The organism is Streptomyces sp. NPDC047706 (genome assembly GCF_043204795.1).
In the GTDB taxonomy this organism is placed as follows: Bacteria; Actinomycetota; Actinomycetes; order Streptomycetales; family Streptomycetaceae; genus Streptomyces.
Genome location: NZ_JBIDCW010000008.1, coordinates 233,304 through 247,599, shown reverse-complemented (window position 1 = coordinate 247,599; position 14,296 = coordinate 233,304). Strand labels below are relative to the sequence as shown.

The following is a 14,296-nucleotide window of genomic DNA, read 5'->3' as shown; positions in this document are numbered from 1 at the left end:
TTTACACGACCATGTTCCTGCTAGTCCGTCCGATGTGCACGGTCCCGGCGGGTGCCGGGAGCCTCGGACTGGGCAAGGCAGGGGGCGGGGGGCAGCATGGAAGGGCACGTCGTCACTTCCGCCGCGCGGTGGAGGAGGATCAGGGATGACAGCCGAGTCCTTCCAGCCCGACGAGGACGAGTACGGCCCGGAGCCGCCCAGGCCGACCGGCCTGCTGGACGTGCTGAGTGTGGCCGCGGTGGTGGTCGACGCCGACGGGCGGATCGTCTTCTGGACCCCGCAGGCGCAGGAGCTCTTCGGCTACACCGCCGAGGAGGCTCTCGGCACGTACGCGTCGCGGCTGTTCGTCCACCCCGAGCATCTGCCTGCCGTGGCGAAGCTGTTCGCGGAGGTGCTGAAGACGGGCCGGAGCTGGGCGGGGGCGTTCCCCATCCGGCACAAGGACGGCAGCAGCCGGCTGACGGAGTTCCGCAACATGCGGCTGCTGGACGACCTCGGGGAGGTCTACGCCCTGGGCCTGGCCGCCGACCACAACCTGCTCCAGCGGGTCGAGACCGATCTGGCGCTGTGCGAACGGCTGATCAACCAGTCCCCGATCGGTCTCGCCCTCCTCGACCCCGACCTGCGGTATCTGCTGGTCAACCCGGCACTGGAGCGGATCGACGGAGTGCCCGCCGAGGAGCACATCGGCCTTCATCTCAGGGAGCGGCTGCACCTGCCGGACATCGACACCATCGAGGCCTGCCTGCACCAGGTGCTCGCCACCGGGACGCCGCTGCTCGACCAGTACCACGTGGGCCGCCCGCCGTCCGACCCCGAGCACGAGCACGCCTGGTCGCTGTCGTTCTACCGGCTGGAGGACCCCGGCGGGCGGGTCCTGGGCGCGGCCACCTCGGTCGTGGACGTCACCGAGCGGCACCGCGCGGCCGCCGAGGCCGACCGGGCCCGGCGGCGGCTGGCGCTCATCGCCGACGCCTCCACCCGGGTCGGCACAACGCTGGAGGTGGAGCGCACCGCGCACGAACTGGCCGACATCGCGGCCTCCGAGCTGGCCGACGTGGTCGCCGTGGACGTCCTGGACTCGGCGCTGGCCTGCCGCCGTACCCGGGCGCCGGACAACGGGCCGGAGCTGTTCCGCGCCCTCGCCCTGAAGGCGGCCCATCCGACCGTGGCGCTGCGTGCCGCGGACACTCCCGGGGACCTCGCCTCGTACGAGGGGGACCGGCTGGTGACCCTGTGCGTGCACACCGGCCGGCCGGTGCTGGTACGGCATGTCGGCGCGCGCGATCTGCCGCGGATCGCCCGGGACGACGAAGCCGGCGCGTTGCTCGCGCAGGCCGGCGTCCACTCGTATCTGGCCGTGCCGCTGATCGCGCACGGCGAGGTGCTCGGCGCCCTCGACCTCAAACGCACCCGCAACCCGCTGCCGTTCGACCAGGACGACGTGGTGCTGGCCGGTGAGCTGGCCGGCCGGGCCGCCGTGGCCATCGACAACGCCCGCTGGTTCCAGAGCGTGCGCAACACGGCCCTCACCCTCCAGCGCAGCCTGCTGCCCGACCACGCGCCGCACCACACGGGGCTGGAGCTGGCCTCCCGCTACCAGCCCGCGCAGTCCACCAGCGAGGTGGGCGGCGACTGGTACGACGTGATCGGCCTGACGGACGACAAGACCGCCCTGGTGGTCGGCGACGTCATGGGCAACGGCATCGACGCCGCCGCCACCATGGGCCGGCTGCGCACGGCGACCTGCGCCTACGCGGACCTCGACCTCGAGCCCGAGGCGGTGCTCCAGCATCTCGACAAGATCACCTGCGATCTGGAGCACTACATCGTCACCTGCCTGTACGCCGTGTACGACCCCCGCACGGGGCAGTGCCGTATCGCGAATGCGGGACACATGCCGCCGGCGCTGGCGCGACCGGGCCGGGGCCCCGAACTGCTCGACCTGCCCGCCGGCACCCCGCTCGGCATCGGTGGCATCCCGTTCGAGGCGACCACGGTCGACCTGGCCCCCGGCGACCTGCTGATCCTGTACACCGACGGCCTCGTCGAGACCCGCCACCACCCCATCGACGAGCGCCTCGCCGCCCTGCTCACCTTCCTCGACGAACCCCGCCGGCCCCTGGAGGAGACCTGCGACCTCCTGCTGTACGGCCTGCGGCACCCCGAGGACCACGACGACGTCGCCCTTCTCGTCGCGCGCGCCCTGTAGCCCTGCCGAGGACCGGCGCGGCCGAGGGGAGAGACGTCCTGCCAAAGACCAGCGACCGCACCGTCTCACGCAGGCCCGGGGCGGCCTGCCCGGCGGTGTCCCGCGGCGGGGTGCGGGCGGTCGCCACGAGCATGCCGCGAGCACCCGCCCGGCGGGCGGCCTCCACGTGGGCGCCGGTGTCGCCGATGACGGCACCGTCCGTCGGGGCCGTGCTGACGCGGCCGGCGGCCCACAGGATCAGGCCCGGCTCGGGCGGGCGGCAGTGGCACCCGTCCGCCGGGGCGTGCGGGCAGACCCCGCGGACGTCGAAGGGGCCGAGGAGTTCCTCGGCGCGGACGTCGACACGCCGTACGCCGGCCTCGGGGAGCCGCCCGTCGGCGATGCCGGGCCGGAAGGTGAGGAAGCCGGTGCGGATGCCGCGCAGGCGAAGCGGTGCGAGCGCCTCGCGGGCACCGTCGGCGGGGCGGACCCGGCCGGGTCCGGCGTTGCCGGGGACGTCCTCGACGAGGACGCCGTCGCGTTCGAGGAGCACCGCGCGGACCGGCTCACGGAGCCGCCACCCGCCACGCGGGGACGCCCCGGTGCCGCCCGGGCCGAGGAGCACCGCGCGGATCGGCTACGGCGCCGCCACCCGCCACGCCGGGACGCCCCGGTGCCGCCACAGACCGCTCAGCCAGTACCAGCTGGCCGCCGGTGGGATGAGCGCGCTGGTCACGACGAGGGTGGCCACCTCGTCCCGGGTGCGCGGCCCGGGCGCGATGCGGGCCCAGGCGAACTCGGCGGTGCCGGCGGCCCACAGCGACGCGGCGGTCAGGGCTGCCGTCCGCCGCCCGGCCGCCGCGAGCGCGCACGCCGCCGCGCCCGCCGCCGTCACGGCGAGGTGGCCGCGGATACGGCCGCGCGGCGCGACCGCCTTGTGCCACCACTCGGGTCCGTGCAGCCGCAGCATGAGCGCGTCGTCCGCGTGCCCGCGCTGGGCGGCCAGCGAGGCCCAGCGGCCGGCGGGCGGCACGGGGTGCCGAGTGGTGCGCCGCCCCTGCCGGATGCCCCAGCCCGCGTCGAGGAGCCGCAGGGCCAGGTCGACGTCCTCCCGGTGGGCGCGCGGGAAGCGTTCGTCGAAGCCGCGGGCCTGCTTGAGCGCGTCGGTGCGGTAGGCCATGTCGACGGTGCCCCAGCGGGCCCGCGCCCGCGCCAGCGTCTCGCGCTCCCGGTCGGTGGGGCGGCGGTGGCGGGGCAGCGGCACCGTGATCACCCCCTGCACCCCGGCGGTGTCGGGGCCGGCGGCGGCCAGGTCCTGGGTGAGCTGCTCGCACCAGTGCGGGCCGACCTGGGCGTCGTCGTCGAGGAACGCGACCCACGGTGAGGCGACCGCGCGCAGGCCCGAGTTGCGGGCGGCCGCCGGTCCGCGCCCGCCGCCGTGCAGCACGGTCGTACGGTCGCGCAGATCTCCGAGGACGCTCAGCGGATGCGCCAGCTTGCCCGGATCCGGGTCCGGGCGGTCGTCGACGAGGACGATCTCGCGGGGCGGGGGGCCGGTGGCGGCGGCCAGCGCGCCGAGGCAGTCGGCCAGTGTGTCGTGGACGAGCGTGGGGATCACCACGGCGTAGGCGGTGGTCATGTGTGGCCGGGTGCCAGCATGCGGCGGCCTCAAACCCTCCCGGGGCACTCCGGACGGCCGGAGGATCTACTATGCACTCTGTGTATACATTCTGTGTATAGTCTCGGCATGCCTCTTCGACCTGGAATCCTCCGCAGTCCCGGCGCGCCCTGCGCGAGCGGGCCGTCCCGGCCGCCCGGGAAGACGCGAAGACGGGGCACCTCGTTCCGTGCCGCCGCGACTTTGCTGGCGGCTCTCTGCCTGCCGCCCGTCCTGTCGGGGTGCACGACCCTGGAGACCACCGCCCCCAGCGCGGTCCGCGCCGAGGGCGCGACCGGCGCGAACGCCGCCGCGTTCGGCACCGCCGACTGCCGCCGAGCGAGGTGCGTGGCCCTCACCTTCGACGCGGGCCCCAGCGAGAACTCCCCGCGCCTGCTCGACATCCTGAAGGACAAGCAGGTCCCGGCGACCTTCTTCCTGCTGGGCAAGCGGCACATCGAGAAGTACCCCGAGCTGGTCCGCCGGATGGCCGACGAGGGCCACGAGACAGCCAGCCACACCTGGGACCACAGGATCCTCACCCAGCTGGAGCCGGATGAGATACGCGAGGAACTACGGCGCCCCAACGAGGAGATCGAGCGCCTCACCGGCCGCCGCCCCACCCTCATGCGCCCGCCCCAGGGCCGCACGGACGACACCGTGCACGCAATCAGCCGCGAACTCGGCCTCGCCGAGGTCCTGTGGAGCGTCACCGCCAAGGACTACACGACCGACGACCCGGCCCTGATCCGCCGGCGTGTCCTCGACCAGACCGACCGGGACGGCATCATCCTCCTGCACGACATCTACGACGGCACCGTGCCGGCCGTGCCCGGCATCATCGACGCGCTGAAGAGGCGCGGATACGTGTTCGTGACCGTCCCCCAGCTGCTGGCCCCCGGGAGGGCCGAACCGGGCAAGGTCTACCGCTAGGGCCTGCCTGCCGGACGACGCGGGGCAGGGGCATTCGTCAGACAGGCCCCGGGCCCGCCGGACATGGCCGTCATCCGTCCGTGCGGCCTCACGGCCCGGGGCGCGCGGGCCGCCTAGGATCCCCGCGTGGCCACCTTCCTCCTCGAACGCACGGCCCCGCTCGCCCCGGCCGAGGCCTGGCGCCGGCTCACCGACTGGCCCCGGCACGGTGACGTCGTCCCGCTGACCCGCGTCACCGTGCTCACCCCGGAGCCGACGCACGAGGGGACGGTGTTCGTGGCCCGTTCGGGCGTCGGGCCGCTCGCCTTCGACGACCGGATGGAGGTCACCCTCTGGCAGCCGCCGGACGACGACACCCCCGGCCGGTGCCGCCTGGAGAAGCGCGGCCGGGTCGTGCGCGGCTGGGCGGAGATCGAGGTCCGCCCCGGCCCGGGCGGGCGCGCGCACGTGGTCTGGCGCGAGGAACTGCGCGTACGCCTGCTGCCGGCCGCCTTCGACGGCACCCTGGAGCGGGCGTCCCGCCTGGTGTTCGGGCGGGCGGCGAACCGCTTGCTGCGGGGGCGGTGACCCGAGCCCCGGGGGCCCGCGGAGGGGCATGGACTGCGTGGGGGGACGCGACAGGACGCCCGGCTCAGGCCACCGACCCGATCCGCCCCGCCGGTGCCGCGGGGGCGTCGTGGTGGATCGGGGTGTGCGCGCCGGTCAGCGGGACCCCGCTGCCGCCGCGCCGGTCCGCGACGATCTCGGCGGCGATGGACAGTGCCGTCTCCTCGGGCGTGCGGGCGCCGAGGTCCAGACCGATGGGCGAGCGCAGGCGGGCCAGCTCCAGGTCGGTGACGCCGACCTCGCGCAGCCGCCTGTTGCGGTCGAGGTGCGTGCGGCGCGAGCCCATGGCGCCGACGTAGGCCACCGGCAGGCGCAGCGCGAGCTGGAGCAGGGGCACGTCGAACTTGGCGTCGTGGGTCAGCACGCACAGGACCGTGCGGCCGTCGACGCCGGTGCTCTGCAGGTACTTGTGGGGCCACTCGACGACGATGTCGTCGGCCTCGGGGAAGCGGGTGCGCGTCGCGAAGACGGGGCGGGCGTCGCAGACCGTGACGTGGTAGCCGAGGAACTTGCCGACGCGGACGAGTGCCGAGGCGAAGTCGATCGCACCGAAGACGATCATGCGCGGGGCCGGGGCCGACGACTCGACCAGCACCGTGAGCGGTGCTCCGCACCGGGAGCCCTGCTCACCGATCTCCAGGGTGCCCGTGCGGCCCGCGTCCAGGAAGGCGCCGGCCTCGGCCGCGACAGTGCGGTCCAGCTCGGGATGGGCACCGAGGCCGCCGTCGTACGACCCGTCGGGGCGTACCAGCAGCGCGCGGCCGCCGGTCAGCCCGGCCGGGCCGGAAACGATCCGGGCCACGGCGGCGGGCTCGCGGCGGGCCGCGGCGGCCACCGCGGCCGCCACCACCGGCCGGACGGGATCGTCCGCCCGGACCGGGGTGACCAGGATGTCGATGACGCCGCCACAGGTCAGGCCGACCGCGAAGGCGTCCTCGTCGCTGAAGCCGAAGCGCTCCAGGACCGGCTCCCCGTCCCGCAGCGCCTGTTGGCACAGCTCGTACACCGCGCCCTCCACACATCCGCCGGAGACCGAGCCGATCGCCGTCCCGTCGGCGTCCACCGCGAGGGCGGCGCCGGGCTGGCGCGGGGCGCTGCCGCCCACGGCCACCACGGTGGCCACGGCGAAGTCGCGTCCCTGCTCGACCCACCGGTGCAACTCGTCGGCGATGTCCAGCATCTGTCGGTCTCCTCAGCGGTTGTGTGCGGGGCGTGGGCCGGGCGCCTAGTGGACGCCCATCCAGCTCTCGATGGGATTGAGGGCGAAGAACACCACGAAGATCACCGTCAGCACCCACATGAAGGCGCCGATCTCCCGGGCCTTGCCCTGGGCTGCCTTGATGGCGGCGTAGGAGACGACGCCGGCGGCGACACCCGCGGTGATCGAGTAGGTGAAGGGCATGATCACGACGGTCAGGAAGACCGGGATCGCGGTGGCGCGGTCGGACCAGTCCACGTGCCGGGCGTTCATCATCATCATCGCGCCGATCACCACCAGGGCGGCGGCCGCGACCTCGCCCGGCACGATCGCCGTCAGCGGCGTGAAGAACAGGCAGGCGGCGAAGAACAGACCGGCGACCACGGACGACAGGCCGGTCCTGGCACCCTCGCCGACGCCGGTCGCCGACTCCACGAAGACGGTCTGGCCGGAGGCGCCGGAGACGCCGCCGATCGCGCCGCCCGCGCCGTCGATGAACAGCGCCTTGGACAGGCCCGGCATCCGGCCCTTGTCGTCCGCCAGCTTCGCCTCGGTGCCGACACCGATGATGGTGGCCATCGCGTCGAAGAAGCCGGCGAGCACCAGGGTGAAGACGATCATGCCGACGGTCATCGCGCCGACCTCGTCCCAGCCGCCGAACTCGACGTGGCCGAAGATCGAGAAGTCGGGCATGGAGACCGCGCCGCCGCTCAGTTCGGGAGCGCCGCCGGCCCACTGGCCGGGGTTGATGACGCCGGCCGCGTTGAGGGCCAGGGCGACGAGGGTGCCGCCGGCGATGCCGATCAGGATGGCGCCGGGGACGCCGCGCGCCTGGAGCATGAAGATGGCCAGGAGGGTCACGGCGAAGAGCAGCACCGGCCAGCCGGCCAGCTCGCCCTCCGGGCCGAGGATCACCGGGGTGGTCTCGCCGTTGTGCACGAAACCGGCCTTGTAGAAGCCGATGAGGGCCACGAACAGGCCGATGCCCATGGTGATCGCGTGTTTCAGGGGCAGCGGAATCGCGTTCATGATCATCTCACGCAGGCCGGTGACGACCAGCAGCATGATGACCACGCCGTACATCACGCACATGCCCATCGCCTGGGCCCAGGTCATCTGGGGAGCGACCTGGGAGGCGAGGACTCCGGAGACGGACAGGCCCGCGGCGAGCGCGAGGGGAACCTTGCCGACGAAACCCATCAACAGCGTGGTGAGTGCCGCCGCGAACGCGGTCGCGGTGATCAGGGCCTTCTGGCCGAGCGTGTCCCCCGCCGCGTCCTCGCCGGACAGGATCAGGGGGTTGAGGAGGAGGATGTACGCCATCGCCATGAAGGTGGTGATGCCGCCGCGCACCTCACGCGCGACCGTGGATCCCCGCTGGGATATGTGAAAGTACCGGTCGAGCCAAGAGCGTCCGGCCGGGACGCGGCTACCCGCGCCCGCGTCCTCCGAGACGGTCTTCGGCTCCAGTGACTGCTGGGTCATGTGGGCCTACTCCCAAGGTTCAAAGGGGCACCCGCGGGGAGACCGCCGTGGCGGCTGCGGGATTTGGGAAGGTGCTTCGGCCGCACGACCCGGGGGACGGCCGGGACGAACGATTCGGTTGGTTCCGAGGACCGCGAGCGGTGCGGTACTCGGGCTCCGGGCGGCGCGGAGTGTGTGACGTTCCGTTGCGCCGCCCGGAGAGCTCTTACGCGGTGCCGGTCAGGTGCTCGGGGCGGACCGGCGTCCTGTTCAGCTCCAGGCCGGTCGCGTTGCGGATCGCCGCGAGGACCGCCGGGGTCGAGGACAGGGTGGGGGCCTCGCCGATGCCGCGCAGCCCGTACGGGGCGTGCTCGTCGGCGAGTTCGAGGACGTCGACCGGGATGGTCGGCGTGTCGAGGATGGTCGGGATCAGGTAGTCCGTGAAGGAGGGGTTGCGCACCTTCGCGGTCTTCGGGTCGACCACGATCTCCTCCATGACCGCCACGCCCAGGCCCTGGGTCGTACCGCCCTGGATCTGGCCGATGACGGACAGCGGGTTCAGCGCCTTGCCGACGTCCTGGGCGCAGGCCAGCTCGATCACCTTGACCAGGCCGAGCTCGGTGTCGACCTCGACGACGGCGCGGTGCGCGGCGAAGGAGTACTGGACGTGGCCGTTGCCCTGGCCGGTGCGCAGGTCGAAGGCCTCGGTCGGCCGGTGCCGCCACTCCTCCTCGACCTCGACGGTCTCGCCCTCCAGGACGTCCGTCAGGTCGGCCAGCACCTCACCGCCGTCGGTGACGACCTTGCCGCCCTCCAGCAGGAGTTCGGCGGTGGCCCAGGCGGGGTGGTAGGAGCCGAACTTGCGCCGGCCGATCTCCAGCACCTGCTCGCGGACCAGCTCACAGGCGTTCTTCACGGCACCGCCGGTGACGTACGTCTGCCGCGAGGCCGACGTCGAACCGGCGCTGCCCACCTGGGTGTCGGCGGGGTGGATGGTCACCTGCGCGACACCGAGCTCGGTGCGGGCGATCTGCGCGTGGACGGTGACACCGCCCTGGCCGACCTCCGCCATGGCCGTGTGGACCGTGGCGACGGGCTCGCCGCCGACGACCTCCATGCGGACCCTGGCGGTGGAGTAGTCGTCGAAGCCCTCGGAGAAGCCGACGTTCTTGATGCCGACCGCGTAGCCGACACCGCGTACGACGCCCTCGCCGTGCGTGGTGTTGGACAGACCGCCGGGCAGCTGGCGCACGTCGGCGCCCTCGCTGGACTCCCACTGGCGCTCCGGCGGCATCGGCATCGCCTTGACACGGCGCAGCAGTTCGGCGACCGGGGCAGGAGAGTCGACCGGCTGGCCGGTCGGCATGATGGTGCCCTGCTCCATGGCGTTGAGCTGCCGGAACTCCACCGGGTCCATGCCGAGCTTCTTCGCCAGCTTGTCCATCTGCGCCTCGTAGGCGAAGCACGCCTGGACCGCGCCGAAGCCGCGCATGGCGCCGCAGGGCGGGTTGTTGGTGTAGAGGGCGACGGCCTCGATGTCGACGTCGTCGATGACGTACGGGCCGACGGACAGCGAGGAGGCGTTGCCGACGACCGCCGGGGAGGCGGAGGCGTAGGCGCCGCCGTCCAGGACGATCCGGCACTTCATGTGCGTGAGCTTGCCGTCCTTCGTGGCGCCGTGCTCGTAGTGGAGCTTCGCCGGGTGGCGGTGGACGTGCCCGAAGAAGGACTCGAACCGGTTGTAGACGATCTTCACCGGCTTGCCGGTGCGCAGCGCCAGCAGGCAGGCGTGGATCTGCATCGACAGGTCCTCGCGGCCGCCGAACGCGCCGCCTACGCCGGCCAGGGTCATCCGCACCTTGTCCTCGGGCAGACCGAGGACCGGCGCGATCTGGCGCAGGTCGGAGTGGAGCCACTGGGTGGCGATGTAGAGGTGGACGCCGCCGTCCTCCTCCGGCACGGCGAGGCCCGACTCGGGGCCGAGGAAGGCCTGGTCCTGCATACCGAAGGTGTACTCGCCCCTGACGATCACGTCCGCCCTCTTGGCGGCCTCGTCCGCGTCGCCGCGGACGATCGGCTGGCGGTGCACGATGTTGGGGTGCGGGACATGGCCGGCGTGGTGGTCGTCGCGGCCCTCGTGGATCAGGATCGCGTCCGGCGCGGTCGCCGAGGCCTCGTCGGTGATGACGGGCAGCTCCCGGTACTCGACCTTGATCTTCGCGGCGGCGCGGCGGGCCGTCTCCGGGTGGTCGGCGGCGACGATCGCGACCGGCTCACCGTGGTGCCGTACCTTGCCGTGCGCGAGAACCGGGGTGTCCTGGATCTCCAGGCCGTAGTTCTTCACCTCGGTGGGCAGGTCGTCGTACGTCAGCACGGCGTACACACCGGCCGTCGCGAGCGCCTCGGACGTGTCGATCGAGACGATCTCGGCGTGCGCGACCGTGGACCGCAGGATCTGCCCCCACAGCATGTCCTCGTGCCACATGTCGGACGAGTACGCGAACTCGCCGGTGACCTTGAGGGTGCCGTCCGGGCGGAGCGTGGACTCCCCGATGCCGCCCTTGGTCTGCGAGCCCTGTGTGATCTTCGTAGGAGCGCCGTTGGCCGGCATGTCAGACCCCCTCGGACTGGCGGGCGGCCGCCAGGCGGACCGCGTCCATGATCTTCTCGTAGCCGGTGCAGCGGCACAGGTTGCCCGACAGCGCCTCGCGGATGTCCGCGTCGGACGGGTTCGGGTTGTTCTCCAGCATCTCGTCGGCGGCGACCAGCAGACCAGGCGTGCAGAAGCCGCACTGCACGGCGCCGGCGTCGATGAACGCCTGCTGGACCGGGGAGAGTTCGGTGCCCTCGCCGGTCTGCGAGTCGGTGCTCCTGGCCTGCCTCCCCCAGGCTTCGCCCGGGGGGACCCCCGGCTGGGCGTCCTGAAGGGAGGTCCCGCAGGCGCCGGTCGCGCAGCCGCTCTCGGAGCGCTGCTTGGCATAGTCGGCGAGGCCCTCGACGGTGACGACCTCGCGGCCCTCGACCTGCCCGGCGGCGACCAGGCACGAACACACCGGCACACCGTCCAGCCGGACGGTGCAGGAGCCGCACTCACCCTGCTCGCAGGCGTTCTTGGACCCCGGCAGGCCGAGCCGCTCGCGCAGCACGTACAGCAGGGACTCGCCCTCCCAGACGTCGTCGGCTTCCTGCGGACGGCCGTTGACCGTGAAATTGACGCGCATTACGCGACTCCCTCCGTGCGTGCGGCGGTGCCGCGGTACGACTCCCAGGTCCAGGTCAGCGTCCGGCGGGCCATGACGCCCACCGCGTGCCGGCGGTAGCTCGCCGTGCCCCGGACGTCGTCGATCGGGTTGCAGGCGGCGGAGCACAGGTCCGCGAACTGCTTGGCGACGGACGGGGTGATGATCTTTCCGTTGTCCCAGAAGCCGCCCTCTTCGAGCGCCGCGTTCAGAAACTCCTCGGCGGCCTTGGCGCGGACGGGGGTCGGGGCGGCCGAACCGATTCCGGTACGGACCGTCCTCGCCCGGGGGTGCAGCGCGAGTCCGAAGGCGCACACGGCGATGACCATGGCGTTGCGCGTGCCCACCTTGGAGTACTGCTGGGGCCCGTCCGCCTTCTTGACGTGCACTGCGCGGATCAGCTCGTCGGGGGCGAGGGCGTTGCGCTTCACGCCGGTGTAGAACTCGTCGATGGGGATGCGCCGCGAGCCCCGTACGGACTCCGCCTCGACCTCGGCGCCGGCGGCGAGGAGGGCTGGGTGGGCGTCGCCGGCCGGGGAGGCGGTGCCGAGGTTGCCGCCGACGCCGCCGCGGTTGCGGATCTGCGGGGACGCCACGGTGTGTGAGGCGAGGGCCAGACCCGGCAGCTCGGCACGCAGGTGCTCCATGATCCGGGAGTACGGTACGGAGGCACCCAGTCGCACGGAGTCCTCGCCGACCTCCCACTCGGAGAGATCGCCGATGCGGTTGAGGTCCATGAGGTACTCGGGCCGGCGGTGGTCGAAGTTGATCTCGACCATCACATCGGTGCCACCCGCAATCGGCACAGCGGTGGGGTGCTCGGCCTTCGCGGCGAGCGCCTCCTCCCAGCTGGCGGGGCGAAGGAAGTCCATGACCGGCTCTCTTCTTCTTCGTCTTCGTGGGGCGTACAGATTGAGCCAATCCGTGTGCGGCGGGCCCGGCTCGTTCATGTGCTGTTAACGCGGATTGACGTCAGTACACAGCCCCTTGCTCCAACGGGGTCAGTCACCGAAACCATGAAGGAGTTGGCTGGCCAGGCCGGGCATCTTGTAGATTCGTATGAACGGAGGTCATCGGTAACCTCCTGGTTTTCCTGGGGAAACGTCCGGCACAGCCCGCGTGACCTGGGGCACAGCACGGGAGACGGCGAGCACCGCTCAACCGCCCACCGCTCGGGCCATCCACCCCCCGGCCCGTCAAGATCCATCGTAGTTTTCGAGACAAGGAACGGCGGCGACGAGAATGCGGCTGCGCGCACTGCTGGACACCGACGCGCTGGGCCTCAGGCTGCTCGGCGGCGAGGACGAGCTGGACCGCACCGTGCGGGGCGTGATGACCACCGACCTGCGGGACCCCAGCCGCTACCTCGCGGGCGGCGAACTGGTGCTGACGGGTCTGGCCTGGCGCCGGAACGCCGCCGACTCCGAGCCCTTCGTACGGATCCTGGTGCAGGCCGGCGTGGCGGCCCTCGCCGCCGGTGAGGCCGAGCTGGGCGATGTGCCCGAGGACCTGGTCCAGGCGTGCGCCCGGCACCGGCTCCCGCTGTTCGCCGTGCACGAGTCGGTGGCCTTCGCGACGATCACCGAACACGTCGTACGGCAGGTATCGGGCGAGCGGGCCGGGGACCTCGCGGCCGTGGTCGACCGGCATCGCCGGATGATGACCTCGGGCCCGGCGGGCGGCGGCCCGGACGTCGTGCTCGACCTCCTCGGCTCCGACCTGGACCTGCGCGCCTGGGTCCTCTCGCCCACCGGCCGCCTCATCGCCGGCTCCAAGGTCGGCGGCCCCGTGCTGCCTCCCGAGGCCTGCGCGAAGCTGGCGGCCGAACACCTGGCGGCCGCCCGTACCGGCCGCCGCGGCCCGCACCGCCTGATCCTCGGCTCCACGACGTACTCGGTCTTCCCCATCCGCAGCAGCGGCCGCTCCCCCCAGGCCTCCCGGGACGTCCGCGAGACGGTCCTGTCGGACTGGCTGCTCGCCGTGGAGGCGGACGCCGGTGACTGGGCGGAGGAGCGCCTGGACCTGCTGCACGGGGTCACCCAGCTGATCGCGGTCGAACGCGACCGCCGCGACGCCGCCCGCACGGTCCGCCGCCGGCTGGCCCAGGAGGTCCTGGAACTCGTCCAGACGGGCGCCGCGCCCGCCGAGATCGCGGCCCGGCTGCGCGTCGCGGCGCCGGTCCTGCTGCCCGGCCTCGGCGCGGCACCGCACTGGCAGGTGGTCGTGGCCCGCGTCGAGTGGGAGGACTCCGCGATCGAGGCCGGCCCGGTGGCCCAGTCCCTGCTGGAGGAGATCCTGGTCGACCCGGCGGCCGCCGGCCCCGAGCCCTCCGACCGCATCGCCGTGGCCCACACGGGCGACGAGGCGATCGCCCTGGTCCCCCTCCCGGCGGTCACGGCGGAGCACGACGGCCCGGAGACCGGCGTACTCGCGGACGCCCTCCTCACCTCCGTACGGGACCCCCTCTCGGCCGGTTTGGACGGCGACGGGCGGGTCACCCTCGGTGTCAGCGCGGCCGTCCATTCCGCGGAGGGCCTGCGCGGCGCCCTGGAGGAGGCCCGGCACGCCCGCCGGGTGGCCGCCGCCCGCACCGGCCGGGTCTGCGCGGCCGGCCACCAGGAGCTGGCCTCCCACGTCCTGCTGCTGCCCTTCGTCCCCGACGACGTACGCCGCGCCTTCACCGCCCGGCTCCTGGACCCGTTGCGCGACTACGACCACCGTCACCGCGCCGAGCTGATCCCGACGCTGGAGGCGTTCCTCGAAAGCGACGGCTCCTGGACCCGCTGCGCCTCCCGCCTCCACCTGCACGTCAACACACTGCGCTACCGGGTGGGCCGCATCGAGCAGTTGACGAGCCGCGACCTCTCCCGCCTGGAGGACAAGCTGGATTTCTTCCTCGCGCTGCGCATGAGCTGAAACCTGAAGGGCCGAGGTCTCCCCCGACTTTGTGAAATCCTTCACCCACCCTCTTGGCCGGGCAGCCGGATCGGTGTTGGAATGCGGCCACC

At 72.9% G+C, this 14,296-nt stretch carries 11 protein-coding genes; 4 read left to right on the top strand and 7 right to left on the bottom strand.

The window, feature by feature from the left end:
- Positions 1-145: 145 nt before the first annotated feature.
- Positions 146-2,212, top strand: a complete 2,067-nt coding sequence (locus ACGF8A_RS12675; protein ID WP_393107148.1) for a SpoIIE family protein phosphatase — start codon at positions 146-148, stop codon at positions 2,210-2,212.
- Here the strand turns inward: ACGF8A_RS12675 and ACGF8A_RS12670 are convergent.
- Entirely contained in the window at positions 2,094-2,816 is a 723-nt protein-coding gene (locus ACGF8A_RS12670) for an HAD-IIIA family hydrolase (RefSeq protein ID WP_393107146.1), read from the bottom strand. The two genes, ACGF8A_RS12675 and ACGF8A_RS12670, sit on opposite strands and share 119 nt — an antisense overlap.
- Positions 2,817-2,828: 12 nt before the next feature.
- Complete coding sequence (locus ACGF8A_RS12665; protein ID WP_393107144.1) at positions 2,829-3,830, bottom strand: glycosyltransferase family 2 protein; 1,002 nt, start codon at positions 3,828-3,830, stop codon at positions 2,829-2,831.
- 108 nt (positions 3,831-3,938) lie between these two features.
- On the opposite strand from ACGF8A_RS12665, the gene ACGF8A_RS12660 reads away from it, so the two are divergent.
- Positions 3,939-4,781 carry a polysaccharide deacetylase family protein gene (locus ACGF8A_RS12660; RefSeq protein ID WP_393107142.1) on the top strand — a complete coding sequence of 281 codons (843 nt, stop codon included), beginning with the start codon at positions 3,939-3,941 and terminating at the stop codon, positions 4,779-4,781.
- 126 nt (positions 4,782-4,907) lie between these two features.
- Complete coding sequence (locus ACGF8A_RS12655; RefSeq protein WP_393107140.1) at positions 4,908-5,348, top strand: SRPBCC family protein; 441 nt, start codon at positions 4,908-4,910, stop codon at positions 5,346-5,348.
- Between the two features lie 64 nt (positions 5,349-5,412).
- Here the strand turns inward: ACGF8A_RS12655 and ACGF8A_RS12650 are convergent, their stop codons facing one another.
- From ACGF8A_RS12650 to ACGF8A_RS12630, 5 genes are all read right to left on the bottom strand, one after another.
- Entirely contained in the window at positions 5,413-6,567 is a 1,155-nt protein-coding gene (locus tag ACGF8A_RS12650; protein WP_393107138.1) for an XdhC family protein, read from the bottom strand.
- Between the two features lie 45 nt (positions 6,568-6,612).
- Positions 6,613-8,070, bottom strand: coding sequence for an NCS2 family permease (locus ACGF8A_RS12645; RefSeq protein ID WP_393107136.1), 1,458 nt, complete (start codon positions 8,068-8,070; stop codon positions 6,613-6,615).
- A gap of 205 nt (positions 8,071-8,275) precedes the next feature.
- The gene (locus ACGF8A_RS12640; RefSeq protein WP_393107133.1) at positions 8,276-10,660 is read right to left on the bottom strand and encodes a xanthine dehydrogenase family protein molybdopterin-binding subunit; all 2,385 of its coding nucleotides are present in this window, start codon (positions 10,658-10,660) and stop codon (positions 8,276-8,278) included.
- A gap of 1 nt (position 10,661) precedes the next feature.
- Positions 10,662-11,270 (bottom strand): (2Fe-2S)-binding protein, encoded by a 609-nt coding sequence (locus tag ACGF8A_RS12635; protein ID WP_393107131.1) that lies wholly within the window; start codon positions 11,268-11,270, stop codon positions 10,662-10,664.
- Positions 11,270-12,160, bottom strand: coding sequence for an FAD binding domain-containing protein (locus tag ACGF8A_RS12630; RefSeq protein WP_393107129.1), 891 nt, complete (start codon positions 12,158-12,160; stop codon positions 11,270-11,272). The genes ACGF8A_RS12635 and ACGF8A_RS12630 overlap by 1 nt, the downstream gene beginning before the upstream one ends.
- Positions 12,161-12,530: 370 nt before the next feature.
- Here ACGF8A_RS12630 and ACGF8A_RS12625 point away from each other — a divergent pair, with 370 nt between their 5' ends.
- A complete protein-coding gene (locus ACGF8A_RS12625) occupies positions 12,531-14,204 on the top strand; it encodes a PucR family transcriptional regulator (protein ID WP_393107127.1) in 1,674 nt (557 codons plus the stop codon).
- The last annotated feature ends 92 nt before the right edge of the window (positions 14,205-14,296 follow it).